35 protein-coding genes, 1 tRNA gene and 1 pseudogene are annotated in these 23,758 nt (G+C 47.1%); 9 read left to right on the top strand and 28 right to left on the bottom strand.

The features are described from left to right. Window positions 1–35: 35 nt before the first annotated feature. The 3 genes from gltX to thpR are packed head-to-tail and all read right to left on the bottom strand — an operon-like array spanning window position 36 to window position 2,843. The gene (gene gltX, locus WDN47_00815; GenBank protein MEJ0021106.1) at window positions 36–1,529 is read right to left on the bottom strand and encodes a glutamate--tRNA ligase; all 1,494 of its coding nucleotides are present in this window, start codon (window positions 1,527–1,529) and stop codon (window positions 36–38) included. Beyond that, window positions 1,507–2,316 carry a WecB/TagA/CpsF family glycosyltransferase gene (locus tag WDN47_00810; GenBank protein MEJ0021105.1) on the bottom strand — a complete coding sequence of 270 codons (810 nt, stop codon included), beginning with the start codon at window positions 2,314–2,316 and terminating at the stop codon, window positions 1,507–1,509. Before WDN47_00810 ends, gltX begins: the two co-directional genes overlap by 23 nt. Continuing rightward, window positions 2,313–2,843, bottom strand: coding sequence for an RNA 2',3'-cyclic phosphodiesterase (gene thpR, locus WDN47_00805; protein MEJ0021104.1), 531 nt, complete (start codon window positions 2,841–2,843; stop codon window positions 2,313–2,315). Before thpR ends, WDN47_00810 begins: the two co-directional genes overlap by 4 nt. 42 nt (window positions 2,844–2,885) lie before the next feature. Here thpR and WDN47_00800 point away from each other — a divergent pair, with 42 nt between their 5' ends. Genes WDN47_00800 through WDN47_00790 form a run of 3 tightly spaced genes read left to right on the top strand, consistent with a single transcriptional unit; the run spans window position 2,886 to window position 4,121 of the window. Further along, window positions 2,886–3,140: a hypothetical protein gene (locus WDN47_00800; GenBank protein MEJ0021103.1), complete on the top strand. Its 255-nt coding sequence runs from the start codon at window positions 2,886–2,888 to the stop codon at window positions 3,138–3,140. Further along, on the top strand, window positions 3,124–3,609 hold the full coding sequence (def, locus tag WDN47_00795; protein MEJ0021102.1) for a peptide deformylase: 486 nt from the start codon (window positions 3,124–3,126) through the stop codon (window positions 3,607–3,609). The genes WDN47_00800 and def overlap by 17 nt, the downstream gene beginning before the upstream one ends. Next, complete coding sequence (locus WDN47_00790) at window positions 3,606–4,121, top strand: methionyl-tRNA formyltransferase (protein ID MEJ0021101.1); 516 nt, start codon at window positions 3,606–3,608, stop codon at window positions 4,119–4,121. The genes def and WDN47_00790 overlap by 4 nt, the downstream gene beginning before the upstream one ends. A gap of 647 nt (window positions 4,122–4,768) precedes the next feature. Here the strand turns inward: WDN47_00790 and WDN47_00785 are convergent. From WDN47_00785 to WDN47_00730, 12 genes are all read right to left on the bottom strand, one after another. Then, window positions 4,769–5,074: an SDR family oxidoreductase gene (locus tag WDN47_00785; GenBank protein MEJ0021100.1), complete on the bottom strand. Its 306-nt coding sequence runs from the start codon at window positions 5,072–5,074 to the stop codon at window positions 4,769–4,771. A gap of 2 nt (window positions 5,075–5,076) precedes the next feature. Then, a complete protein-coding gene (locus tag WDN47_00780; GenBank protein MEJ0021099.1) occupies window positions 5,077–5,214 on the bottom strand; it encodes a hypothetical protein in 138 nt (45 codons plus the stop codon). Continuing rightward, window positions 5,214–6,437 (bottom strand): PQQ-dependent sugar dehydrogenase, encoded by a 1,224-nt coding sequence (locus tag WDN47_00775; GenBank protein ID MEJ0021098.1) that lies wholly within the window; start codon window positions 6,435–6,437, stop codon window positions 5,214–5,216. The genes WDN47_00780 and WDN47_00775 overlap by 1 nt, the downstream gene beginning before the upstream one ends. A 1-nt stretch (window position 6,438) precedes the next feature. Beyond that, the gene (locus WDN47_00770; GenBank protein MEJ0021097.1) at window positions 6,439–7,146 is read right to left on the bottom strand and encodes an aspartate/glutamate racemase family protein; all 708 of its coding nucleotides are present in this window, start codon (window positions 7,144–7,146) and stop codon (window positions 6,439–6,441) included. A gap of 84 nt (window positions 7,147–7,230) precedes the next feature. Continuing rightward, window positions 7,231–7,554 (bottom strand): 4a-hydroxytetrahydrobiopterin dehydratase, encoded by a 324-nt coding sequence (locus tag WDN47_00765; protein ID MEJ0021096.1) that lies wholly within the window; start codon window positions 7,552–7,554, stop codon window positions 7,231–7,233. Window positions 7,555–7,620: 66 nt separating this feature from the next. Beyond that, window positions 7,621–8,061, bottom strand: a complete 441-nt coding sequence (locus tag WDN47_00760; protein ID MEJ0021095.1) for a YbhB/YbcL family Raf kinase inhibitor-like protein — start codon at window positions 8,059–8,061, stop codon at window positions 7,621–7,623. Next, on the bottom strand, window positions 8,000–8,473 hold the full coding sequence (locus tag WDN47_00755) for a hypothetical protein (protein MEJ0021094.1): 474 nt from the start codon (window positions 8,471–8,473) through the stop codon (window positions 8,000–8,002). The genes WDN47_00760 and WDN47_00755 overlap by 62 nt, the downstream gene beginning before the upstream one ends. A gap of 45 nt (window positions 8,474–8,518) precedes the next feature. Further along, entirely contained in the window at window positions 8,519–8,746 is a 228-nt protein-coding gene (locus WDN47_00750) for an acylphosphatase (GenBank protein ID MEJ0021093.1), read from the bottom strand. Window positions 8,747–8,786: 40 nt separating this feature from the next. Next, window positions 8,787–9,344, bottom strand: coding sequence for a class IV adenylate cyclase (gene cyaB, locus WDN47_00745; protein MEJ0021092.1), 558 nt, complete (start codon window positions 9,342–9,344; stop codon window positions 8,787–8,789). A gap of 2 nt (window positions 9,345–9,346) precedes the next feature. Further along, window positions 9,347–9,499, bottom strand: a complete 153-nt coding sequence (locus tag WDN47_00740) for a hypothetical protein (protein MEJ0021091.1) — start codon at window positions 9,497–9,499, stop codon at window positions 9,347–9,349. A 12-nt stretch (window positions 9,500–9,511) separates the two neighbouring features. Beyond that, complete coding sequence (locus WDN47_00735) at window positions 9,512–10,270, bottom strand: SIMPL domain-containing protein (protein ID MEJ0021090.1); 759 nt, start codon at window positions 10,268–10,270, stop codon at window positions 9,512–9,514. A gap of 416 nt (window positions 10,271–10,686) precedes the next feature. Further along, on the bottom strand, window positions 10,687–10,872 hold the full coding sequence (locus WDN47_00730; protein ID MEJ0021089.1) for a DUF6496 domain-containing protein: 186 nt from the start codon (window positions 10,870–10,872) through the stop codon (window positions 10,687–10,689). 73 nt (window positions 10,873–10,945) lie between these two features. Between WDN47_00730 and WDN47_00725 the strand changes: the two genes are divergently transcribed. Further along, complete coding sequence (locus WDN47_00725) at window positions 10,946–11,209, top strand: UBP-type zinc finger domain-containing protein (protein ID MEJ0021088.1); 264 nt, start codon at window positions 10,946–10,948, stop codon at window positions 11,207–11,209. Window position 11,210: 1 nt separating this feature from the next. Here the strand turns inward: WDN47_00725 and WDN47_00720 are convergent, their stop codons facing one another. Beyond that, complete coding sequence (locus tag WDN47_00720; GenBank protein MEJ0021087.1) at window positions 11,211–12,977, bottom strand: hypothetical protein; 1,767 nt, start codon at window positions 12,975–12,977, stop codon at window positions 11,211–11,213. 130 nt (window positions 12,978–13,107) lie between these two features. On the opposite strand from WDN47_00720, the gene WDN47_00715 reads away from it, so the two are divergent. Genes WDN47_00715 through WDN47_00705 form a run of 3 tightly spaced genes read left to right on the top strand, consistent with a single transcriptional unit; the run spans window position 13,108 to window position 14,495 of the window. Beyond that, entirely contained in the window at window positions 13,108–13,833 is a 726-nt protein-coding gene (locus WDN47_00715; protein ID MEJ0021086.1) for a DEAD/DEAH box helicase, read from the top strand. A gap of 13 nt (window positions 13,834–13,846) precedes the next feature. Then, window positions 13,847–14,188, top strand: coding sequence for a C-terminal helicase domain-containing protein (locus tag WDN47_00710; GenBank protein MEJ0021085.1), 342 nt, complete (start codon window positions 13,847–13,849; stop codon window positions 14,186–14,188). Further along, a complete protein-coding gene (locus tag WDN47_00705) occupies window positions 14,127–14,495 on the top strand; it encodes a hypothetical protein (protein ID MEJ0021084.1) in 369 nt (122 codons plus the stop codon). The genes WDN47_00710 and WDN47_00705 overlap by 62 nt, the downstream gene beginning before the upstream one ends. A 252-nt stretch (window positions 14,496–14,747) precedes the next feature. Here WDN47_00705 and WDN47_00700 read toward each other — a convergent pair whose 3' ends face one another. The 12 genes and pseudogenes from WDN47_00700 to WDN47_00645 form a co-directional block, all read right to left on the bottom strand. Beyond that, the gene (locus tag WDN47_00700) at window positions 14,748–14,948 is read right to left on the bottom strand and encodes a hypothetical protein (GenBank protein MEJ0021083.1); all 201 of its coding nucleotides are present in this window, start codon (window positions 14,946–14,948) and stop codon (window positions 14,748–14,750) included. 21 nt (window positions 14,949–14,969) lie between these two features. After that, window positions 14,970–15,125 (bottom strand): hypothetical protein, encoded by a 156-nt coding sequence (locus WDN47_00695; protein MEJ0021082.1) that lies wholly within the window; start codon window positions 15,123–15,125, stop codon window positions 14,970–14,972. A 78-nt stretch (window positions 15,126–15,203) separates the two neighbouring features. After that, window positions 15,204–16,218 (bottom strand): annotated as a pseudogene (gene glnII / locus WDN47_00690) (glutamine synthetase GlnII). Window positions 16,219–16,290: 72 nt separating this feature from the next. After that, the gene (locus WDN47_00685; GenBank protein MEJ0021081.1) at window positions 16,291–17,793 is read right to left on the bottom strand and encodes an RnfABCDGE type electron transport complex subunit D; all 1,503 of its coding nucleotides are present in this window, start codon (window positions 17,791–17,793) and stop codon (window positions 16,291–16,293) included. Then, window positions 17,786–18,514, bottom strand: coding sequence for an FAD:protein FMN transferase (locus WDN47_00680; protein MEJ0021080.1), 729 nt, complete (start codon window positions 18,512–18,514; stop codon window positions 17,786–17,788). Before WDN47_00680 ends, WDN47_00685 begins: the two co-directional genes overlap by 8 nt. 3 nt (window positions 18,515–18,517) lie before the next feature. Further along, window positions 18,518–18,985, bottom strand: a complete 468-nt coding sequence (locus WDN47_00675; GenBank protein MEJ0021079.1) for an FMN-binding protein — start codon at window positions 18,983–18,985, stop codon at window positions 18,518–18,520. A 37-nt stretch (window positions 18,986–19,022) separates the two neighbouring features. Beyond that, window positions 19,023–19,298, bottom strand: a complete 276-nt coding sequence (locus tag WDN47_00670; protein ID MEJ0021078.1) for a hypothetical protein — start codon at window positions 19,296–19,298, stop codon at window positions 19,023–19,025. 1 nt (window position 19,299) lies between these two features. Beyond that, window positions 19,300–19,473, bottom strand: a complete 174-nt coding sequence (locus WDN47_00665; GenBank protein ID MEJ0021077.1) for a hypothetical protein — start codon at window positions 19,471–19,473, stop codon at window positions 19,300–19,302. Window positions 19,474–19,489: 16 nt separating this feature from the next. Continuing rightward, window positions 19,490–19,563: transfer RNA gene (locus WDN47_00660), tRNA-Gln, on the bottom strand. 44 nt (window positions 19,564–19,607) lie between these two features. Beyond that, window positions 19,608–20,216 carry a C39 family peptidase gene (locus WDN47_00655; GenBank protein MEJ0021076.1) on the bottom strand — a complete coding sequence of 203 codons (609 nt, stop codon included), beginning with the start codon at window positions 20,214–20,216 and terminating at the stop codon, window positions 19,608–19,610. Window positions 20,217–20,272: 56 nt separating this feature from the next. Continuing rightward, entirely contained in the window at window positions 20,273–20,974 is a 702-nt protein-coding gene (locus tag WDN47_00650) for a glycosyltransferase family 2 protein (protein MEJ0021075.1), read from the bottom strand. 86 nt (window positions 20,975–21,060) lie between these two features. Continuing rightward, window positions 21,061–21,264: a hypothetical protein gene (locus WDN47_00645; GenBank protein MEJ0021074.1), complete on the bottom strand. Its 204-nt coding sequence runs from the start codon at window positions 21,262–21,264 to the stop codon at window positions 21,061–21,063. A 92-nt stretch (window positions 21,265–21,356) separates the two neighbouring features. On the opposite strand from WDN47_00645, the gene WDN47_00640 reads away from it, so the two are divergent. Together WDN47_00640 and WDN47_00635 are read left to right on the top strand one after the other, a co-directional pair. Continuing rightward, window positions 21,357–21,614, top strand: coding sequence for a YbaB/EbfC family nucleoid-associated protein (locus WDN47_00640; GenBank protein ID MEJ0021073.1), 258 nt, complete (start codon window positions 21,357–21,359; stop codon window positions 21,612–21,614). A gap of 33 nt (window positions 21,615–21,647) precedes the next feature. Then, entirely contained in the window at window positions 21,648–23,669 is a 2,022-nt protein-coding gene (locus tag WDN47_00635) for a sodium-translocating pyrophosphatase (GenBank protein ID MEJ0021072.1), read from the top strand. Window positions 23,670–23,758 lie beyond the last annotated feature (89 nt).

The raw sequence follows: 23,758 nt of genomic DNA, 5'->3' as shown, positions 1-23,758 counted from the left end.
GCATATTGTAGCAGATTAAACGAACCTTGTAAAGACTAAAACAGGGCTTCGGTTGCGTTGCTTATGCGTTTTATGATGATTTCTTTGCCTCCGGGCAAAACTGCAAAAGCATCCATGATCTCAAAAGGGCCGGGCGAGGCTTGCTGTCCGGTTAAAGCCGCTCGCAAGGGCCACAGCACTTCTCCGGTTTTCAGCTGATTCGTCTCAATGAATTTTTTGACTTCAGCTTCCAAAATCTCTTTCTTGAATTTTTCTGCAGGCAAAGATTGCAGGAAAATCTGCAAACTTTCCAAATTATTCAAAATTATTTTTTTGTCGGATTTTTTCCAGATCAGGAGAGCGGGCTCGTATTTCGGCTCCTCAAAGAAATATTTGACCCTCTCCCCTATCTCGGACAGCTTCTTCAGCCGTTCCTGTTCCAGAAGCAGGATCTTTTCAAGGAATTCCTTCGGATAATCAGCTGTTTTGATTCCCGCTTTGACCAGATAAGGAACGATCCGCGCGAACAGTTCTTCTACCTTCATCCGCCTGATGTATATGCTGTTGAGCCAATCCAGTTTATCAAGGTCAAAAACGGCGCCAGCCTTGTTTATTTTATCAAGCGAGAACTGCTGGACCAGCTCCAGTAACGAAAAAATTTCCTGTTCGGTTTTCGGATTCCAGCCAAGCAGTGCGACGAAATTTAAAAGTGCTTCCGGCAAATAACCCTGCTCAAGAAAATCTTTAACTGCCACATCTCCCTCGCGCTTGGATAATTTTTTCCGCGTCTTTGACAGAAGCAAAGGCAAATGGACGAACTGAGGAGATTCCCAACCAAAAGCCGCGTACAATAAGATATGTTTAGGAGTGGAAGGGATCCACTCATCGCCGCGGATGACATGAGTGATCTCCATGAGATGGTCATCGATGACATTCGCCAAATGGTAGGTCGGAAATCCGTCCGATTTCAAAAGCACCTGATCATCAACCTCGTTGCTGGAAATCTCTATTTCCCCGTGCACCAGATCAGTAAACCTGATCTTTTGGTCAGCCGGGACATTTAACCGGATAACGTGCGGTTGATTTGCTTCCAGCTTAGCTTTAATTTCTTCTTTTGAAAGCTTAAGGCAAAGCTTGTCATATTTTGGAGGTTCATGCGCTGCTTCCTGCTGTTTGTGCAGCTCCTCCAACCGCTCGGTCGTACAGAAACAAAAATAGGCATGATTGCTTTCAACCAGCTGTTCAGCAAATTTTTTATAAATATCCAAGCGCTTTGACTGGAAGTACGGGCCTTTGTCGCCGCGTTCTTTGACGCTATTTTCCCAGTACGGGCCTTCATCCGGGACGAGAGTGAAATCAGTCAGAGTTTGAGTGATGTTTTCCAAAGCTCCGGGAACCGTTCTTTTCTGATCAGTATCCTCAATTCGCAAAATAAACTTGCCGTTGTTTTTCCGCGCAAATAAAAAATTATACAGAGCGGTGCGCAGCACCCCAACATGCAGAAATCCCGTCGGGCTCGGGGCAAATCTAGTTCGTACTTCTTGCGGCATTATGTTTTAATTTAAATATATAGATCTTCCAAATGAAAACAGGGACCGCGTTCCACATCCGCTTGAAGCGCCAGGGCTGCGTCATCAGCCGCCATAGCCACTCCAAACCCGTATAATGCATAAAATTAGGCGCTGGCCGCCTAATTCCCGCCAGATAGTCAAATGTCCCGCCCAGCCCAATTGCCACTTTATTGTTCAAATTTTGCAGGTTTTGGGCCAGCCAGATCTCTTGTTTCGGCGGCGAGTAGGCCACTAGCAGTATATCAGAATTGCTGTCGGTAATCTCTTTAACGATCTGTGCGTCAAAAGGCCGCCCAGAGAGCGCCAGCTTGATGTTCAGGTTTGGGTAAAGTTTTTTCAATTCATAGGCCGCTTGCGCTGCGACATTTCCCTGTCCTCCTACTAGGGCCACGCTATAATTTTTTTCTTGCGCTAATTCTGCCAAGTCGTAAATAAGGCGGCTGCCTGTGATCTGTTCGCGGATGACGGAACGGATATAATTGGGATCAAAAACAATAGCAGCCAAACTTATGAACACTGAAAAAAATGTGTTTTTAAGCGAGAGATATTTTGCCGCCCATAAAATTCCGACCCCGTCAGCGAGCGACAGGTCAGCCGCATTCAAAACCTGGCGGTAGTTTTCGCTGTTTGAGGCGAAAACGATCATTTCCGAGTACGGCGTGACTACGTAGTGAGGTTCGCCGCTTTTGATGAACCCATCAATTCTCTCGATCGCTTCTGATTTGGTGACATTGTCAATATTTACGCCGCCGACGTTTATTTTCATGCCAGGTGGGACTCCAACAGCAAAATATGCTTGGGATGGTGAAGCAATAATTTGCTTTCGTAAAGGGCGATTTCTACTGCGCGGAAATTTACCTTTGACAGTTCCTGATTGGGAAAATTTTCCATTTTGCGCTGCCGGTTCATAACATTATCCATATGGAGGTTGCCCAGTTTTACATGAGGGTAGAAAGCCCGGTCCTGGAATGTAAACCCAACTGACACATATTCCTTTTCCATCTTTGTTTGAAGTTCCATAAGTTCTTTTGATGGCTTTACCGCCAGGTGCAATTGGTGATTGATCTTTTTGATAGAGTCAAATTCAATTTGAAATCCATTTTGATCACTTGTGAACCGGGAAAAATCGTTCTTGACCTTCTCAACCTGCGCATCCGACAGCTCGCCAAAAAAATTAAGGGTAATGTGCAGGTCGGTCGTGTTAATATACGGGATCGGTAAACGTCCGCGAAGCATTTCCGAAATGCTGTCTTTGGTTTGCCTAGGCAGCGGGATTGCAGTGAATATGCGCATAATGTCTTTAAATTATAACACAATTCTGTTATGATTAGGCCGATGAAAGTTGAAAAAGATTATCTTAAAAAGCGCAAAGAACAGCATATCCACTCCCCTGCCCACGCGCTGGCGGATGAACTTTCAAATAAATTTTCGGATAGAAAACATTTTGGTTTTTATTTGAAGATGGCCACAAGTTACAACCATGATTTTTTGCGCCGTCTGGCCGGCGAGGTCTTGGAACAAAAGCCAAAGAAACCCGGCGCTTTGTTTGCTTTCCTGATAAAAAAATCTAATAATGAAAGAAATGCTTAAGATCGTTACAATACCGGACCCTATACTGACGAAAAAAACATCCTTGATCAAGGATGTAGACTCTTCGGTTAAAAAACTGGTTGCTGAAATGATCGCAACTTGCAGAGCTGCAAATGGGATAGGCCTCGCTGCCCCTCAGATCGGCAAATCGATCCGACTTTGCATCATTAATCTGGAGCACTTGGGATTGGCTCCATTTGCTCTGATCAATCCAAAAATTTCCAGAAGATCATGGAAAAAAGTGGAAATGGAAGAAGGCTGCCTTTCGATCCCCGGAATATACGGCATGGTCAAACGCCCGGAAAATATTAAAGTTGAGGCTCAGAACCTGCAAGGCGTCAACCACGCTTTTAAGGCGGATGGCCTCTTGGCGCGCGTCATCCAGCATGAGGTGGACCATTTGGACGGAATCTTATTCACTTCAAAAATGAACAGAAAAACATCCGGCAACCCGGATGAAAAAATGTGAAAATAATATTCGCAGGCACAACGGAGTTTGGAATTCCTACGTTAGAAATGCTCAAAAAAGATCATGAGCTTGTTCTGATCATAACTCAGCCGGATAAACCTGTAGGTCGAAAGCAGATTATGACTCCCCCGCCGATCAAGCTCTGGGCGGAAAAAAATAAGATACCGGTAGTTCAACCTGCGAAAATCCTGGATGATCTTCCGCGGATCAAAGATCTGGCGCCTGACCTTCTGCTGGTTGCAGCCTACGGCCAAATAATTCCCAAAGAAGTCCTGGACATCCCTAAGTTTGGCTCGATCAACATCCACGGGTCCCTTTTGCCGAAATACCGGGGCGCTTCGCCCATCCAAGCTGTGATATTGAACGGCGATAATGAAACAGGCATCACGCTGATTAGGATGGATGAAAAGATGGACCACGGTCAGATCATTGCCAAAAGTGTTCTTAGGCTTAAAGGCAATGAAACTTTTACCGGTTTATATAAGCCAATTAAGCCTCGCCGCCGCTGCTGACTTGGTCAGCAATACTCTGCCTGACTGGTTCGCAGGGAAGATCAAAACCGCGGAGCAAATTCATGCGCAGGCAACCCTATACAAAACTGCTAAATCATTCTGACGGGCAGGATCGATTGGACCACTTCGGTCAAAGAGATCGATCAAAAGATCCGGGCCTTAAACCCCTGAGCCCGGAACCTGGACTACCCTGGACGGAAAAACCATAAAGATTCTATCGGCAAAAATTATCAATGAGCCGAAAATAGAATTGCCCGGGAAAATTTATGTTCATTCGGGAGAGCTCGCCGTCAAATGCATTGACGGGAGCATGCTGATCGGGGGAACTTCAGCCTGAAGGAAAAAAGCCATGTCCGGAAAAGATTTCCTGAACGGGCTTAGGCTTGGGAATAAATTATTTATTTAAGCTATCGACCGTCCGCCGTCAACGTACAAAATTTGCCCGGTGACGAAATCCGAATCCAAAAGATACAAGACCGCTTTAGTGATCTCATGAGCGCCGCCCCATTTTCCCAGAGGGGTATTTTTTAAAACCTCTGCGTTATCCGCATCCGAAAGATCCGCCGGTTTCAGAATAGGGCCGGGGTGCTATGCAGTTGACCATAATTTTCGGCGCCAATTCTTTGGCCAGCGATTTAGTTAAACCTTCAATGGCGCTTTTTGCCACGTTGTACGGTAAATAATCTTTGTACGGCTGGGTCAAAACTGACCAGTCTGAGATAAGAATGATCTTCGCCTATCGTCATCTCGTCGCCGGCAGCTTTGGACATTAGAAACGCGCTCTTTGCGATCACATCCATATTTTTATTCCAGTCCGCTTCAGCCAAGGATTTCCACGGGGTCTTTTGGTAGATCGCTGCCATGTGGATCAGTCCGTCTATTCGGCCAAATTTTGCCTTAGTTTCAGAAACCACTCTTGCAACTTCGTCGGGTTTGGATACGTCCGCTTTGATCTTCAGATCGCCGACGTCTGATTCGGTGGTAAGATATGTCGTGGGTCAAACTTTGCTCCTCTCGCAGTCAATTCCTTGGCCACATCCACGCCGATCCGTGCGGCGCCCGTCAAAATAAAAACTTTATCCTTAATTTCCATTAGCTGTGAGTTATTTTGTAGATCACGCCGTCCTTGTCATCAGACACATACAAAGCCCCATCCGCCCCCATGAGTACACCAGCAGGCCTGCCAAGCGCAGTATTAGCTGAATTTCCCTTAGCCCAGCCGGTGATAAAATCTTCCACGCCCAAATAATTGCCATTGGCATCCAAATTAACTTTTACGAGCTTATAACCGGTGGCTACAGAACGGTTCCAAGAACCATGGAAAGCCACGATCAGATCGCCCTGATAATCTTTGGGCCAGTTGCCTTTTTGCGGGACAAAAGCCAGGCCCAATGGCGCTGAATGCGCTTGCAGCTTCACCTGCGGCTTTACCGAATCAGCGCACGGGTCTCTGAAATATTGCTTCTTATCAAAATTCGTGTCGTGAATATTGTCGTCATAACAGATCGGCCAGCCGTAGTTCTTGCCTTCTTGGATGATATTTATTTCATCCGGAGGGACATTGTCGCCGAGGTTATCCCGGCCCATATCCGTGCCCCACATCCGGCCCATTTTATCCCAGATAAAAAATACGGTATTGCGCAGGCCTGTGGCAAAACTTTTGAAATCCGAGCCGTTCGGTTTCATGGAAGAGACCGCCGCGCGCCGCGCATCAGTATTATTGCAGACATTACAGGCTGAACCGATGGAAACATAGAGCCTGCCGTCCGGCCCGAACCCGAGCGTGCGTGTAATATGATCGCCGCCCGAGTCGGGCAGATCAGCTATTTTTTTAGGCGCAGCTTCAGTGCCAAGCAAAATTTTACTTATCTTGGTTTCTTCAGCAACATATAGAACATTGGGCTCACTGGGGTTAAAGGCCAAACCATGAGGGTTTCTTAGGCCGTGCATAACATCATTTTGCGAAGCGACTTTCCCGTCTTTTATTTCAAGCATGCTTACTATTCCCTTGGAAGTTCTGGAAACCCACATATTGCCCGATGGATCGAACACCATCACCCGTGCTCCGGAAAGGTTTTTCGCAAAAGTTTCAATTGAAAATCCGGCAGGAAGCTTCAACCCCAAGCCGGTTGTATTTAGGTCTGGCTTAGCAGATGGAACAACAGAGCTAGGCGCGGGTGCAGGCGCAGTGGCCTGGTCGGACGGCGTAGTCGGTACTTGGGTTACCGGACCTACTTTTCTAGAAAAGAAAAATATTCCCAATAAAACAACAATGCCGGCACCGACCAATAATGATTCTTTAAGTGATGGTTTCATATCAATACCTCGCCAAATTTAAATTTATTTTTTCACCAAACCATTTTTTGGCAGCATCCAAAAAATCTTTATTAAGCTTCGTCACATAGAACTTTCTTTCTCGTTTTTTATAAAGCCGTTTTTCTACTTCCGGATGCCTGTCCAGATAATTGGCCAGCTTTGCCGGCATGATCTCATCCTGGCTGATCAATTTAATGCCTCGGCCGAGCTTTTTGCTGAATTTATCCTTAATTACGGCGTAGTGCGTGCAGCCAAGGATCAAATTTTTAACTTTATGATCTGCGACTATTTGCGAGTACTTAGCCACTGCTTTATTAAGTTTAGCTAATTGGTTTGATTCAAGCAAAGGCACCAGTTCCGGAGCGGCTACTTCAACAACTTTCAGGCCGGGATTTAGCTTTTTAAGCTCCCTGGTGTAGGCAAGCGCCCTGACCGTGCCGGTGGTTGCCAAAACGCAAACCTTTCCCGTTCTGATCAGCTCGACAGTCGGTCGGATCACGCCCAGAACTTTTCTGTCCTTATAATATTTTGGCAAGTATTCCTGCTGGATCTTCCGCAGGGCCTGGGCAGAAGAAGTATTGCAGGCGATTATGACCAAACCGCAGTCCTGGTCAAATAAGAACTGAACCGCCTTGGCAGTCAGTGCGTAAATTTGTTTTTGGCTTTTCTCGCCGTAAGGAAGGTTCTTTGTATCGCCTAAAAAAAACATAATCGTATTTGCTCATGTCGCGACTAGCGAGCATGCTTCTAAGCATGTATAAACCCCCTAAACCCGAGTCAAAAAATCCGATTCTCATAATTCATCGATCTTTGCTGCCAGAATAAAATCATTTTCCGACAATCCTCCGACCGCATGGGTCCAGAGTTCGATGACGGCGTTGGAATACGAAATCTGCATATCAGGATGATGGTCCTCTGCCTGTGCGATCAGAGCAACTTCATTCACAAAACCCATGGTTTCAACGAAATTAAGGAACTTGAACTCGCGGCGCAATTTTTTATTCCCGACGACCTTCCAAGCTTTGTTTATTTTTGAAATATATTTGGCAGTTTTTTGTTTTGAGAACGCCGGCATTCCGCCTTCGCAGGGAACGCAGCGTTTTTCAGAAAGTTTCATATTATGAGATAAATTAAAAGCCCTCTTATTATAGCAGAAGGCTTTTAGATTGTTTAACCGAATTTTTTAGTGGCTGAACTTTGCCATGAGTTCCGCTTCCGATAAAATATGGCCCTGCATGGCTGTGATAAGATTGTCTTCGTTTTGGATCGAATTGGCGGCCAACACTGTGTCCAGCGCGTAGAGCTTGAAAAAGTAGCGGTGGGTTCCCGAAGGCGGACACGGGCCGATATATTTGTTTGTTCCGGCTCCGTTTTTTGCCTGCATGCCCGCCGGCGCGGAATTTTCCGCGATCATCCGGGTCTGGGGCGGCATGTCATAAACTACCCAGTGCGTAAATCCGCCGGCTACCGGCGCATCAGGATCATGCAGGACCAAAGCCAGACTTTTCGTCTCAAGCGGCACCCCGGAAAATTTCAATTCCGGATTGACAGGATTGGGATTTTTACAGGTATATTTTTCGGGAATATTGCCCCCCTCGGTAAACGAAGTGCTGGTGATTTTCATGGTTGTTGATATATTTAGCGGGATTATTTCCTGTAAGTTCGCTGTTTGAGCTTACATAAACGAAAAGGATTGCCGCGATTATCGCGATCACGTAAACCAAACCCAGTTTTTTCGTGTAGTCCCTTTTAAACCATTGCTTGCTCCCGTACTTATTTAGTTCGTAAATTTGATGCCACCAATATATGCCTGCGCGGTATCCCCACCAAGCGCTTGCGAGGAAGACCAGCACCGCAAAAAAATCCCGGATCTGGGTCAGATCCGCCCAGCTCAAACCAAAGCTGTAGCGGTTGAAGTCCGCCAAGAGCAGGGTTGTATAATAAAACTCGACTATGGCTTCGATCAATAATCCCAGCAAAAATCCCAAAAAAGTGAACGCGATCAAATAAATAGGCCTTTTGATGTTTTGTTTCATGTTCAAGATTTAATTTCAAAATTATTATAACCCAGGATCGGCCCTTCAACAACCTCCACAGACCCCCACTTTTGCCAGCCAAGGGCCTTTTTTGCACCATTTAACCAGTTCTGCGAGGCCTGCCGGCTCTCCTTCCGCTTCCAGCAAAACTGAGCCGTCCGGCAGGTTTTTGACATAGCCGGTGATCTTTAATTTTTCCGCCTGCTTCCGGGCGTTCCAACGAAAATTTATCCCCTGCACTTGGCCGTAAATCCTTATAGCAAAATGCTTCATAATACTTAAGAAGCGCTGAGCATAAAGCTCGCGCTTTTTTTTATTCCGTGCGGTCAAAAGTAAAATAACGCAGCTGACGAACCGGTATATTGTAAACCTCTTCGATTATGTACGCGGCGGTGCCGAAAACTCCTTTGCTCCAATCAAAGCCTAATTTTTTTGATGCATCCATGATTGCCTCCTCTGTAGGGCCCTCAAGCTCCACATACGTCGGGATTTTAGGCCATGTGTCGATATCGACGGTTATATCTCCAAGCTTGAATTTGTGCCTTTTTTTTTCCTGGGTTCTGAACATGACCAGATCCAACGCTGTCAAAAAAGCAGAGGCTTTCCCCGGCTCATTTATTTGAAATTCTATCTCAAGAGTGCCTGTGGCAGTCCTGTCTTCCTTGTGCTTATATGTAAGAAAAATTCCCTTGCCGGTTGTGCGGATGCGGATAAACTTATGTTCACTGATCCATTTTTTTTCCTTGTCATAAAAGATCTGCTCGGTAATTAGCTCCTCGCCCAGGTCTTGAGATCCCAAATCCAAAAGTCTTTCAATCAAAACAGCTTTGTCGATCTCTAAAAATTTAACCTCAATTTCCCGATTCTCCATGCCTAAAGCTGGTCGCTGATAACGGCTTCATGCTTGCCGTCCGTGCAAGTGCAAAGCCTCATGGGTTGTCCTTTTAAGGAGCAGCCCTGGGTATCACAATTCTTGGGCGTAGATGATACACCGCCGCAAACCGGACAGACATAATGTTTTTCCATAAATCCAGTTAATTATTTTATTTCAAACGTAACATTTACGGTAACTGTTACATCCTGGCTGCCGGGCTCGATCGTAGGCAATGATTTGACATCAGCAGCTACTCCCGGGCTTATGCCGTACGGGATCGGGCCCGGGATATTTGAACTGCCTTCCGAGATGCTGATAACTTTCCCCAGCGTTAACCCGGAGGCCGAAGCCAAGTCCTGGGCATTCGCCCTGGCTTTAGCCACTGCCATAAGGCGGGCCTGCTGTTTCAGGTTATCCGGATCTTCAAAACTGAACGATACGCCCTGGATCTGATTACTGCCATTGGTCGCAGCCCCACCCAAGATCTTGCTCAGCGTATCGGTAGATTTGTCCACTCCGTGGACCTTCACGGTGATGCTCTGGTTGCCCTGATAGCCGTTGATCGTATTTTTACCGTTCTGATAATCATAGGTCGGAGAAACGCTGAAATTGGAAGTTGTGATGTCTTTTGGATCGATCCCCTGCTGTTTTGCGAAATCCGTGATGCTGTTCGCTTTCGCGGTCATATCATCCTGCACTTGCTTGGCGGTTGAACCGCTGGAAATAACCCCGATATTGATCGTGGCCAGGTCAGGCGCTGCCGAAGCCTTTCCGTCCGCGGCCATAGAGATCGTATTTTTCGAAACGGAGGGATGAAAATCCTGATAAACAGCATAAAGTTTATCCACGACGATTAAAGCCAAAAACAAGCTCAATAAAACCGCTAAAGTCTGCCAAAGCCATGGTTTGATATTAGTTTCCATAAGAATATGATTAATTGCTTTGTGATTATAGCAAAAAGAAAAAGCATCCGATAGCGCCGGATGCCTGGTTGTTATGTGTTTCCGCTCTCCTGCGGCTCGAAAAGTTACCGCACTCCGCCGCCTGTGTGAACATGTGCTACGCGGCTGAAGCTTTTCGAAGCATCTGGTGCTTCCCGCGGCTGGGGGACGCGCAGTTGGCTCTTCGATCTGCAGCATACCCTCGCTGATCCGGCCGCCGGGACTGCTGATGGGGCGGCCTTGAGCTTGTTTTTTTTGGCGTGCCTTTCTTAATCCTTCCTTTGTTTTGAAATGGCGAGTGCATCTGTGCCATGCCGCCCTCCCTCAAAAAGCTTTCACGCAAAATATAGCAGTTGACCCAAGCAGCGTCAACAATGCTTGAGGATATTCGGAAATGTCTAACCGCGGGATTTTGGCGCGGGAACTTTTGCTCCTCTTTTTCGCGCCTCAGAAAGACCGATAGCGATCGCCTGCTTTCGGCTTTTTACTTTTCTTCCCGACACTCCGGATTCAAGCTCGCCTCTTTTGAATTCATGGATGGCGCGCTTGACTTTTTGTTGGGCTTTTTTTCCGTACTTTGCCATAATATTATGCTAAAATAATCCTGTAAGAAATCAATTGGATTTTTAAACAAAATTCCAAGTAAAAGCAATGATTATGGATACTTGCAAACATCTGGAGGTTGCAAACGACGATGTTGTTCCCAAAACTCCCGAAGGATGTGAGGAATGCCTCAAATCCGGGGATGAATGGGTTCATCTGCGGCTTTGCCTGACTTGCGGCCATGTCGGCTGCTGTGACCAGTCAAAAAACAAGCACGCGACCAAGCATTTCCAAAAAACCAAACACCCGGTGATCAGGTCATTTCAGCCGGGAGAGCATTGGAAATATTGCTTTATCGATAAGGTTACTGAAGAATAGATCACGGGGCGTTCAATATCGGATCAGGAACCAGCCACTGGCAAGAGGTCTTGTCTTTTTTTATGCGTAAAATATCCTGCTGGATGTCCTGAGCATGAAAACTGACAAATGAATCAACCAATGCTTTTATTTGGCCGGGGTTCAGCTGGCCCAGATCAAATTCAAGCAGCGAATAATCGGCTAATTCTATCCGGCGGTTTTCGTTAAAGTCGGGCTCTGATTTATTTTCCACAAAAAACATGCGCGAATATTGCTGCTTGATGGCATCGGGATCATAACCAAAATTCATCTCAAGCAGAGTTTTTGACTCTGTGCCTGTCAAAAACAGCGGATAGTAGCGGAACCAGCAATCATTGTCAGAAACGCGGACGATAATTAAATCCTTTGTGTTCAATCCCATAGTCCGCAGTTCTTCCGCGGTTTGATAAAATTTCTCGTGCTCGGTCTGATAATCGTAGGCTTGCGCGCGCTGTACCTTGAATTGCTGGATAAATCTGACGCTTTCATAGGCGGTTGCAAGCATTGATAAAATCAAACCAGCGACTATCGCTTTGTTTACGAATCTGCGAGCCTCGCTTGCGAGGCGTGGCAGTCTAAACTGCGGAGCTCCCTCTATCCTGCCGAGAGCCGATTGCCGCGTCGCTGCCCTCCTCGCAAATGCGAGTATGGCGTAAATTACAAAAAATAAACTGAACAAATAGCTTTGGTAAATAAAATTCGGGACTTTGGACGTGACCAAGGAAATTGCGACTAAATTCCAAATAAACCAGCCGCCGGACAGCCAGAGAAGAATCCTGTCTTTGCGATCTATAATTTCAAATTTATAATTTAAGATCACTCCAAGCATCAGCCCAAGATAATAAACCCATGTCCAGCGCCCCAAGTATCTTTGCGGCAGATAATTCGTCACATACCAATGCCAGGGCCTGCCCCATCCTTCCAACTGCTTGAAATGCAGGAATGAAACTAAGAATTCTATTTTGAAAGTTTGCGGCGAGGCGAAATATAGGGGCAGAAAATAAAGCGCCAAAAAAACCAGAAACGAGCCGGCTGCAGCAAGAACTTTTTTGTCGATCATTTTCCTATCCCACAAAAGCAAGCCAAAAAATGCGGCGCCCGGTATTGCCCCAAGTATGTTTTTGGCCATGATCGGCAAAGCAACGATCAAACCGATAGCAGCTAGTTTCCAAAAAGGATAATTAATGCGTTCTTCCCGCTCTCTTTCCAGATACCAAAGAACTGCAGAAAATCCGCAGACTGCGGTGAACGCCAAAACAATATCTGACACCCCAAATGCATAACCTGTGATCAGTTCCTGCGTGAAAGGCGTGCTGATCCAAAAAAATGCTGCCAAGGCTGCAGCCCCGGCTGCGAGCAAACTTTTTTTGAACCGATAAATGCTCCAGATGAACAAAAAGCCTGTGAGCAAAACTACAAACGCATAAGATAATCTTTTGACCTCTATCGTCACCTGCCCGTCAAGTTTAAAAAATAAATAAGGCACATATGCAAACAGGGGCGGGATATGCTGCCAGTAAGGTCCTTCCATCCAGTTCCCCTGCTGTTCATTCAGCGGATTGACCCGAACCATGGGCGGAAAAAATTTGCGCGTAATGTTGGCTTCGACCACGGAATTGGAAGACTCATCCTGCGCCAGAAGGTCTTTTTGGAAGATCAAATGAAAATCCAATTTGGTGTTATGCAAAAACCAAACAGTGAAGATAAGCATCAGGATTACTACCGCGAGAGATTTTTGATTTCGTTCCATATTAGCCATTTTATCAAAGTATTGACAAAACGGCCAAAAAAAGTTAAAATTAGTTGTCATTCAATTTATACCGACTCGAAACCAATATTGTCTTTCTTGACCCATTGGAGCTCGGGTCAAGAATTTTTTTATGAACGCTCAAGCGTTGCAGACTACCTCATTTGAAGGCTTAGGAATTGCGCCTAAGCTTCTGGAGATTTTAGCGCAATTAAAATTTATTACCCCGACTCCGATCCAGCATCAATCAATACCGATCGCGATCGCAGGCAAGGATGTCATGGGCATTGCTCAAACAGGGACCGGCAAGACCCTGGCTTTTGGTATTCCTATGATCCAGCGGCTGGTCCAGCATAAAGGCCGCGGTCTGGTTATTTTGCCGACCCGTGAACTGGCCATCCAGGTGGACGAAGCATTACAAAAGATCGGCCGTTCGCTCGGGCTTAAAACCGCAGTGCTCATCGGCGGCGAACCTATAAACCGCCAGATCCGCGCGCTAAGGCAGAACCCTCATATCGTCATCGGCACGCCGGGGCGGTTGAACGACCATCTGGAACAGCGCACGCTAGATCTGTCAAACGTTTCAATTCTGGTCCTGGATGAGGCTGACCGAATGCTGGATATGGGCTTTGAGCCGCAGATCCGGAAAATTCTGGCAAAGGTCCCGAAGGTGCGCCAGACCATGCTGTTCTCCGCCACCATGCCTGATCCGATCGTGCGGATCGCCACAACATACATGTCTCTTCCGATAAGGATTGAAGTCGCCCCCGCCGGATCCACTGCGAGCGATGTGACCCAAGAAGTATTTTTTGTTAACCGCGAAAAAAAACTGGCGTTGCTTGCCAAAGTTCTGGGCTGAACATAAAGGTTCGGTGCTGATCTTTACCCGGACGAAATACGGCGCAAAAAAGATCGCGCATGCCGTAAGAAATATGGGGCATACCGCATCAGAGATCCATTCAAACCGATCTTTGGGCCAGCGAAAGGAAGCTTTGGAGGGATTTAAGATCGGCCGGCATAGAGTTCTCGTCGCCACAGACATTGCAGCGCGCGGCATTGATGTCACCGGAATTGAACTGGTTATCAATTATGACCTGCCGGAAAATCCGGAGGACTATGTGCACCCGCATCGGCCGAACGGCCAGAGCAGGAATGTCGGGCAAAGCTGTGTCGTTTGCCACTCCCGACCAGAGGCAGGATGTTCGGTCCATTGAGCGCCTGATCAAGATCAATCTGCCCGTAAAACAATCCCCGGACCTGGCAACAGGGTTTACGCAGCCCGAACAGCCAAGGCACGGTTATGTGCGGCAAACCCAGCAGAGGAATGAACGCTTCCCAAGAAGCGACAGGCCAAGGCAATTTCCCCTCAGGAGGCAGAAAATCCAAAAGCCGCTTCAAACAACGCGAGCAGTTTCCGCGCACAAGCCGGGAGCGCCGCAGGACCAGGGTTTTGATGCCAATCACCGGAAGCCTTTTGACTCGAACCGTATCAGTTATCGCAATGACCGGGATTCTTACTAGTTGTGCATTCGTACTAATTGACAATTAATAGCCTGGTATTAAGATAACTTTGAAGGGAGAGATATAAGGATGCTAAATGAAGTAGCGCAAGTATGCGTTTCCTCGTAGCAACCAGCCAGCAGGCCGGCTAGGCCTTTGGCCTAATAAATTAATTAGGAGTGTTGCCTACATACAATGGAAACGTCAACCTTTTTGCTAAAAACCCCGCCTATGACGGGGTTTTTAGGTAGTTTCGATTTAGAAATGGAAGTGCTAGTTCGTAATCTGCTGCAGTTGCGGAATGAGCGACGGCGTGATCTGGTTTACATTTGTGCCGCTTGATGATAAAAGGATCTTGCCGATCAGCACAAATGACAGAAGCGACACGGCTGTCAGCAACGCGCAGATCCAGGCGGCTTGTTCCCCGTCGTCCTTGCCGCTGAAATAGAACTTAAAGGCAAAGAACAGGCCCAAACGGCGGCACGCCGATGGAGATCAGATAAGCCCAGCGCTTTTCTTTAAGCGGTGAGCACGGTTGGATTCCTGCTGCAGCATGGCGCTTATCGCCAGGCTTGCAACATCGATCTTTTTATCATTTTTGGCCAATTGCCTGTAAGTTTCCAGTTCTTTGGCCAGTTTGTCTTCTTTCATGAGTTTCAAATACTTACGCTTGCGATATACATAATCATACCAAAAAGCCGCCTACTAGGCGACTTTGAGATTTCCCCATCAGCCGGCAACGGTTTCGATCAACCGTGCCGTAACCTGATAAGGGTCCATGTTTGCGGCAGGCCTTCTGTCCTCCAAATAGCCGGATTTATTGTTGGCGGTGGACATGGGAATTCTGATCGATGCTCCGCGATCAGAAACGCCATATCGAAATTCGTTGATGTTTGCGGTTTCGTGCTTTCCGGTCAGCCTGGTGTCCATTTCCCGCCCCCGTAAACGGCAATATGCTCGGTATGCTTCAATTTCAGTTTCTCGCAGGCTTCTTTGACGGCTTCTATTCCTCCCGGCGCTCGCATGGCCTTGGTGGAAAAATTTACGTGAGCCCCCGGCACCGTTCCAGTCGCCCAAGACCGGTTTGGGTGAAAAAGAAACCGCAATGCCGTAGTTCTCCCCCAGCCTTTCCAAAAGCCATCGGGCGACCATCATGTGATCTGAAACCGCCAGAGAGCCCAACGGACCTATTTGAAATTCCCATTGCCCCGGCATAACTTCGGCATTGATGCCACAGATCTGAAGGCCGGCTCTTATGCAAACGCCCATATGGTCCTCTATCAATCCCCTGCCGAAGATCTTTTCCGCACCGACGCCGCAATAGTATGGCCCTTGTGGAGCAGGAAACCCATCCTTGGGAAATCCCAGCGGTCGCTCGTTTTTAAATAAAGTGTATTCCTGTTCTATGCCAAACCACGGTTCCAGGTCTTTGTATGTTTCTGCGAGAGTTCGAAGTCTCGCACGGGTATTGCTCGGATGCGCCATGCCGCTTGCTTCAAAAACTTCGCATAAAACCAAAACGTGCGGCGCACCGCGGATCGGGTCAGGGACAAAGAACACGGGCTTCAGTGCGCAATCGCTGTTGTGGGCCTTCGGCCTGCATAGTGGAAGAGCCGTCAAATCCCCAGTCCGGTGCGTCAGATAAGATCCTGACCTCATAATCCAAAATTTTTGTCTTTGAGCGCAGGCTGGCCGTCGGTTTTCCCCCGTCAACCCAGATATATTCCGCCATTATTTTTGGCATAGATTTCTTTCTTAATTATGCCCTATACTAGCAAAAATGGTTTCTGAGTCAAACGGATTTTATCCACAACCCTCAAACAAAACCCGGGAAAAAGTCTGTCTTGATCTGCGTTCTGGGAATGCCCATATCATTTAAGGTCTTTTCAAAAGCCCGGACCATGCCGCGCGGGCCGGAAACATAAAAAGTCCGGTCAAAAAAATCCGGCGCTTCCGCCCTGATCTTTTCAGCAGTCAAATAGCCTGTTTTTTCCGTTATCAGGTAGATCGTTTTCAAGTTTATCTTTTCGGAAGCTGCCGATAAAACGTCCTTATACGCGACCTCTCCCTCGGTTTTGTTCGAATAGAACAGGACAATGTCGCGCTTTTCATTTTTATCCGACAGGTATTTGACCATGCTCCTAAAAGGCGTGATGCCTATGCCTCCTGCGATAAAAGCCAGTTTTCTCGCCTGATCTTGGGGCAAGGTAAAATCACCTGCTAGTTGACCGGCCAGAACATGGCTGCCGGCAGGCAGATCGAACAAAGTTCGTTTAAAGCTGCTTGCTTGAGGATAAAATTTTACGCCAAGATGCACTTCCGGTTCCGTAGGCGACGAGGCGATAGTAAAGTATCTGCGGTTGCCCCGATTGTCGGGTTTTTTATGGCCGACGGTCCATTCCAGATACTGGCCCGGCTCAAATTTCATCGGGTGTTTGGATTGGAAGACGAGGTCATAAGTATCCGCACCAACGGCTTCTTTAGATTTAAGGGTTAGAAGGTGCTTTACTTTTGGGCTCAGAATATAAGCAAAAACATTTCCCACCACTAACGCAAGCTCAGGCGTGGAGTAAATATTGCCGATGTGGACCGAAGGGCCGAACAGCAACCCGACGAATGCGCCATAAAAGATCCTCCGCCTCATGGTCGGCGGTGTTGTGACAGGCTCGGTCAGCATGATAAAGGCAAAAAACACGATCGGTGAATCAACAAGGATCTTGCGAACCAAAAATACCGGATCTGATTTGGAGGGAGACAGGGCAATAATTGAAACTAGAGCCATGACCAGGAAACTTAGAACCAGGTCAAACCTTTGGATCTTTCGCGCGACCAAAAGCCCGCCGATCAGCACCACCGGCAGCATCCAAAGCGTTCCGATCCACCAGCTGGGCGACTGGTTGATAGTAAATGCGGTTACGACCAGAGCAAATGCCGCCGGGTTAAAAATATGTTTTGCCTTGTAAGCCAAAATATACTTGGAAGCCTGCGCCAGCACAGCTGCTGCGATCAGAAAAGCCAATCCCGAAAAATAATGAGAGCCGGTGGCTGACGGCGGTGTGATGATCAGCGCTAAAATCAGAGCTGTAATATAATCTGATTCAACGTTGGCAGGAACTTTAAAAGCCGCGGCGAACAGGGCGTTGGCTATCCACGAGGCCGCTATCAAAATAACGGCTGAAAAAATAAGATCAAGTGGTTTGAACGCCAGAACACCAAAAAAACAAAGACCGATAGCCCAGATCATAAGTGCCGCCAAAAAATACAGCACCAGACGGTACATCGTGATCTTGTTCAGATAGTTATCTATGAAATTAAGCATTTGTATACTTTCCAAACCCGCTTGTCTCTGTACCGATCCCTTTTTTATCTACCATGTATGCTTCAAACCCGGAAAGGTTTTCGATGAAGATAATCCCGTCCCTGCCCATTGCAAACGCGGCTGTGGCAAACCGGTCGGCTTCATACACATTCGGTCCGATGACAGTTAAACTGACGATCTCGTCAATATTTTGCCCTTTTTGGTGAGGGTTGTAAATATGGTTCCCGCGCTCGTATGACCCCGATGTTGCTATCCCTTGGCCGCGCAGATGAACAACTTTGATAATTTCTTTTTGATTGAACGGATTTTTAATCCCGATTTTCCAGATCTTGCCCGCGGTTTGGATGTCGCCGCCGGCTTCAACATAAAATTCTTTAACTCCCTCCCGGTCTAATAATTTTGCGGCATTATTGATCGCCCAGCCTTTGACAAGTCCGGATGGATCGAAATTGCCGTCCGGTTTTCTAATGTCAAAATATCCGCGAGTTTCATTTTTTGTTTTTTCCGCCAGTTCAAATACGGTCTTCATTTCTCCGCTTGCGTCAGCAAGCGCAATTTCGCCGCAGTTGAGCCTGCTGATTTCGCTTTCCTTTTTATAGGTACTGAACCTTTCATCAACTTCGGTAAAATAATCAAAAACCCGGCCTAAAACTTCCGGGTCTTTATCATCGATTATTTCAACCGTAACCGGCATGCCCATTATTATCTTCGTTTGTTTCATGCGCTATTTGGCCTGACCCAGCGCTGCAGCCAGTGATTGCTGAAACGCTTCGCTGCTTTGCGTGGCTCCGGACACAATATCTACTTTCGCGCTTTGGGTTGCGATCGCTTCCTTCTTAAGTATCGGGTTAGAAGCAGTATTGACCTGGATTGATTCAGGCCTATCATTCGGATACTGCAAAAATTGCACATCAGTGATCTTACCGCCGCTGATTACAGCTTTAACCTGCAAAGGGCCGTAAAACGCGTCAGCTACATTACCTGTATATTCTCCATCCTTATACTGCCCTGACGCCACCGGCGTCGGGGTTGGTGCAGGTGTCGGAGAGGGTGCCGGAGCGGGCGGAACCTGGCTTACCGGATCAGGATAAACCGCTATATTGTTATCATTTCTTTTAAAAACGCCTCTCTCGTAGGCGACATAGAACCCAAAAATCAGAACCACGGCAATCGAAATCAGATATTTTTTCATTGTTTTATTAATTATACGACTAAAGCAAAAAATAGTTTCACTTTAAGGCTTTTACAATATTTTTAAATTGAGAATCCCAATCCCTGAATTTATTCCACCGCGCAACATAATATGGCGGATAAATTGATCGGACCCGTTTTTTGTACTTTAAAAATAACGGGTCATTTTTTAATATTTCCTCAGCCTTACGGTTCATGACGACAATAATGTGCGGGTTTATAGTTTTAAGTTCTTTTAGAAGAATGTTTTTGAACGTTGCATCTTTTTCCCATTCTCTGAAACGTTTGCCGGCTCTGCCTTTGGTTTTGATCATGTCAGTCACAAACACCGGATTTTTTAAAATATTTCCGGATCCAGTTTTGCAGAACAAAATCCGCAGCAGTAGTATTATAATTTTCTCTGGCTCTAGAAGACCTCGCGCCAAGAAAAATAACATCGCGTCTTTTAGGCAGATCTTTGGGAACGAATTGTCCTGCGATGATTTTCATTTTTCTTTGGTTTTTTTGGCTGGGGAGGAAGGATTCGGACCTTCGATGATGGATTCAGAGTCCATTGCCTTACCACTTGGCTACTCCCCACAGTTTTTTTTATTTTATCATTTTTAGGCCAAGTTTTCAACCTGTTACTTAGATAATATCAGCGCGACTTTTCTGTTGGGATCCATAGCCTTGGCTGCCTGATCCCAGTCTGCCGAAGCTTTTTTTAAAGTATCAAATGTATACGTATTACCGTCGCCCGAATTGGTTCCCGGATCATTAACAATGAACTCTTTTTCATTATAGCCGCGGACCACGATCATATGATACAAAGGGCCATTGTCATTGTACTTTGCCGGATTTAATATTTTAGCGTTCAGCGGCAATAAAACCACGTGCTTTTCAGCCAGCGCTTTTTTTAAATCCTGCTCTGAGTAATTTAGAATAGGCGTGACTAATATCCCAAAGGCACCTTGCGCCATATGCGTCGTGGCATCAGCCCCAGTGTTCATATTATAGCCTGCATTGATATTTTCCCAATTCTTGAGCTGATTTATGGCATTCTGGGCGTCGTCCGCCGACATCTGGTCTTGAGTCTGACCATTAAGATATGCATTGGCCATGGTAACGCTGGCTTCTTCGCAGTCTTCGTTCCGGCTCCAATTGTCCGTAGGAGCCTGCGGTGTAAACGGTACTTGCAAAACTACTGACGACGGAACCATCTGGGATCTGAAAAACACTGCAGCTAATACCACGAGTATAATAACCGCGGCAATAATAATATTTTTTTCTGGAAAATATTTCAGTCATATTATTTCTTTAATAGTGAGTACTTGACCAAGGCCCATAACGACTCTACCTGGCCTTTAAAATTCATATGCTTGCCTTCTCCGCGCGATCTCGGCCGATATGAGACCGGCACTTCAATGATAGTAAACCCGGCCCGATGTAGTTTGGCTGTGACCTCAGGCTCAAACCCGAATCGTTTTGATTCCAGTTTGTCAACTACAGAGCTCAGCGCCTGCCGGTTGAAGGCTTTGTAGCAAGTCATGATATCCGTCAGGTTCTGGCCTGTCAACCGGTTGGAAAACCCGGTAAATATTCTGTTAAAAAAACTGTGCCAAAAACTTAACCCTTGCTTTTCAAGATACCGGGAGCCGTAAACCACATGGGCATTCTGTTCCAAAAAAGGCGCTATTACTTTTTCTATTTCGCTGGCATCATACTCCAGATCGGCATCCTGGATTACCACAATATCCCCTGAGGCTTGCTTAAAACCCGTGTGGAGTGCCCCGCCTTTTCCGAGATTTATTTCATGCGTGAATACTATTATTTGCGGGTCATTCAAATTTTTTAAAAGCTCAGTCGTACCGTCAGTAGAATGGTCGTCCACTAAAATGATCTCTTTTTCCATATTGCCGATTGAAACGGCTTTAACCTGATCGAGAACTATTTGGACCGTCGCGCGCTCATTGTAAACCGGGATGATTATGCTGACTTTTTTATAGTCCATAACCTAAGTTTAGCACAACCCGGTGAATAGAATTAAAAAGAAAAAGCGCACAGGTCAGGCAACCTTGCACTTGCGTGGCTGAAATTTCAGGTGTTGAACGGCAGTGAGAAGATCGCGCTGCTTGGTGATGGTGCCTTCTGCGGCGAGCTGGATTGGCTGGACGCCCTGTTCCCCAGAGCCAGCCAAAGCATCAGCCCTGCGATGATGACGATCAGCACGACTGTAAGCGCGATCCGCTTCCATTGACCCGACGTCTGCACAGGGGCTTGTTCCGCAAACAATCCGTTCATAACATTCCTCCCTTGACTGCCGCTCCTTGTCCACACTATAGAGGATTTGGGATGGCAAATCAACGTGCTATAATCAGCGCATGTTTGACCAGCTGAAAGACCTGTATAATCTGCGGAAGCAGGCGCAGGAGATCCAAAAACAAATGGCTTTTGAACAAGTCACAGGCTCTTCAAAAGACGGCTTTTTCAGCGTGACCTTAAACGGCAATCATGAACTTATCAAGGTCGACATCTCCCAGGAAATAGATCTGCATCATCCGGAAATAGAAAAAAATATCAAGGAAGCCCACCAGGAAGCGCAGGAAAAGCTTAAGAAACTTCTGGCCGAAAAGTTTCAGGGCATGCTATAATTGCTAAGGTTTAACACTTAATATCTTTTTACTATGCTCTCAGAATCAAGTATTTTCATGCTTTCGGTCGTCGCGGGGTTGGCTGCAATTGCTTACGGACTGATCATCACTTATTGGGTCCTGGGAAAACCTACGGGCGATAAAAAAATGCAGGAGATCGCAGCCGCCATCCAGGAAGGCGCAAATGCATTTCTCTTCCGCCAATATTCGACTGTGGCAGTGGTGGCAGTGGTCCTGGATCTGATAATCTGGAAATATCTGGGTGTTCATTCCGCGGAAGGATTCGCAGTCGGAGCGATAGCCTCGGCATGCGCCGGGTTTATCGGAATGTTCGTGGCCGTGAGAGCCAATGTCCGCACAGCCGAAGCGGCCAAGTCCGGGCTAGAGCCTGCTTTCTCGCTGGCTTTCAAAGGAGGGGCGGTCACGGGATTTTTTGTTGTGGGCTTAGGGCTTTTGGCAGTGACCTTATTTTATAAATTTACAGGGGACATCAAATCCCTGGTCGGCCTGGCTTTTGGAGCGAGCCTGATCTCAGTGTTTGCCCGGCTTGGCGGAGGGATCTTTACCAAAGGCGCGGATGTCGGGGCTGATCTGGTCGGAAAAATTGAAGCCGGCATTCCGGAAGATGACCCCAGGAATCCTGCGGTGATCGCGGACAATGTCGGCGACAATGTCGGGGATGATGCCGGCATGGCCGCGGACCTGTTTGAAACCTACGCCGTGACCACCATCGCGGCCATGCTTTTGGGCAACATTATATTTAAAGGCAACTCTCTTTTCATTCTTTATCCTCTGGCACTGGGCGCCGTATCGATCTTTGCTTCCATTATCGGCACATTCTTTGTCCGGCTTGTGGACAAAGCCATCATGACTGCGCTTTATAAGGGCCTGGCAGTATCCGCTATTCTGGCGGCGCTCGGATTTTACTGGGTCACCAAAAGCCTGTTCATTCCGCTTTTCAGCAAAGGCTTTTTTTATTCAACTCTAGTCGGCTTGGGAGTTACCGCGGCCATGGTCCTGATAACCGAATATTACACGTCAAAAAAATTCAAGCCCGTCCGGTCAATTGCCGAAGCCTCAACAACAGGGCACGGCACGAATATAATCACGGGCCTGGCTGTATCCATGCAAGCCACGGCGCTGCCGGTGCTTGCAATCATCAGCGGGATCTTGCTTTCTTATCACTTTGGCGGGCTCGATGGCCTTCCCGGCTCCAGTATTTACGGCACAGCCATCGCCGTGGTTTCCATGCTCTCCATGGCCGGCATTATCGTAGCGATTGACGCTTTCGGACCCATCACGGACAATGCGGGCGGCATTGCGGAAATGGCGGGCCTGCCGGAATCTGTACGCGAATCAACTGATGCTTTGGATGCGGTGGGCAATACGACCAAGGCTGTGACCAAGGGTTATGCGATCGCATCAGCGGGATTGGCCGCAGTCGTATTATTCGCTTCTTACACGGAAGAGTTAAATGCTCTTGGCAAACATCTGACGTTTGATCTGTCTGACGTAAAAGTTTTGGCCGGATTGATCATCGGGGCCTTGCTGCCGTACCTGTTCGCTTCCATGGCCATGCAGGCAGTAGGTAAAGCGGGACACGCCGTAGTGGAAGAGGTCCGCAGACAGTTCAAGGAAATTCCCGGCATCATGGCCGGCACGGCCAAACCCGATTACGGCAAAGCTGTCGACATCGTGACCAAGGCTGCTATTAAAGAAATGATCGTGCCTGCTTTATTGCCGGTTGTGGTGCCGATCCTGGTCGGCATAATCCCGTTCTTGGGCGCCAAAGCATTGGGAGGCGTACTGGTCGGCTCGATCATTACCGGCCTGTTCGTGGCTATCTCCATGACCTCCGGCGGGGCGGCTTGGGATAATGCAAAAAAATATATTGAAGAAGGCAATTACGGCGGCAAGAACTCTTTGGCGCATCAAGCCGCGGTCACGGGTGATACTGTCGGCGATCCTTACAAAGATACTGCAGGCCCTGCCATCAACCCCATGATCAAGATCATCAATATCGTGGCTCTTCTTATAATCAGTTTTTTGGCCTGATCCGTTTGCTCGTTTTGGAAGATTTTTATATTTAGGCTATACTTGTAGCAATTGTTTTCGTTCCCGTAATTACCCAGGAGGGTGATAAT

It is taken from the genome of Candidatus Doudnabacteria bacterium, from assembly GCA_037200925.1.
Taxonomy (GTDB): domain Bacteria; phylum Patescibacteriota; class Doudnabacteria; order UBA920; family O2-02-FULL-48-8; genus JBDTSL01.
The sequence above is the reverse complement of the archived record's forward strand: the minus strand, read 5'-3'. Positions and strand labels throughout refer to the sequence as shown.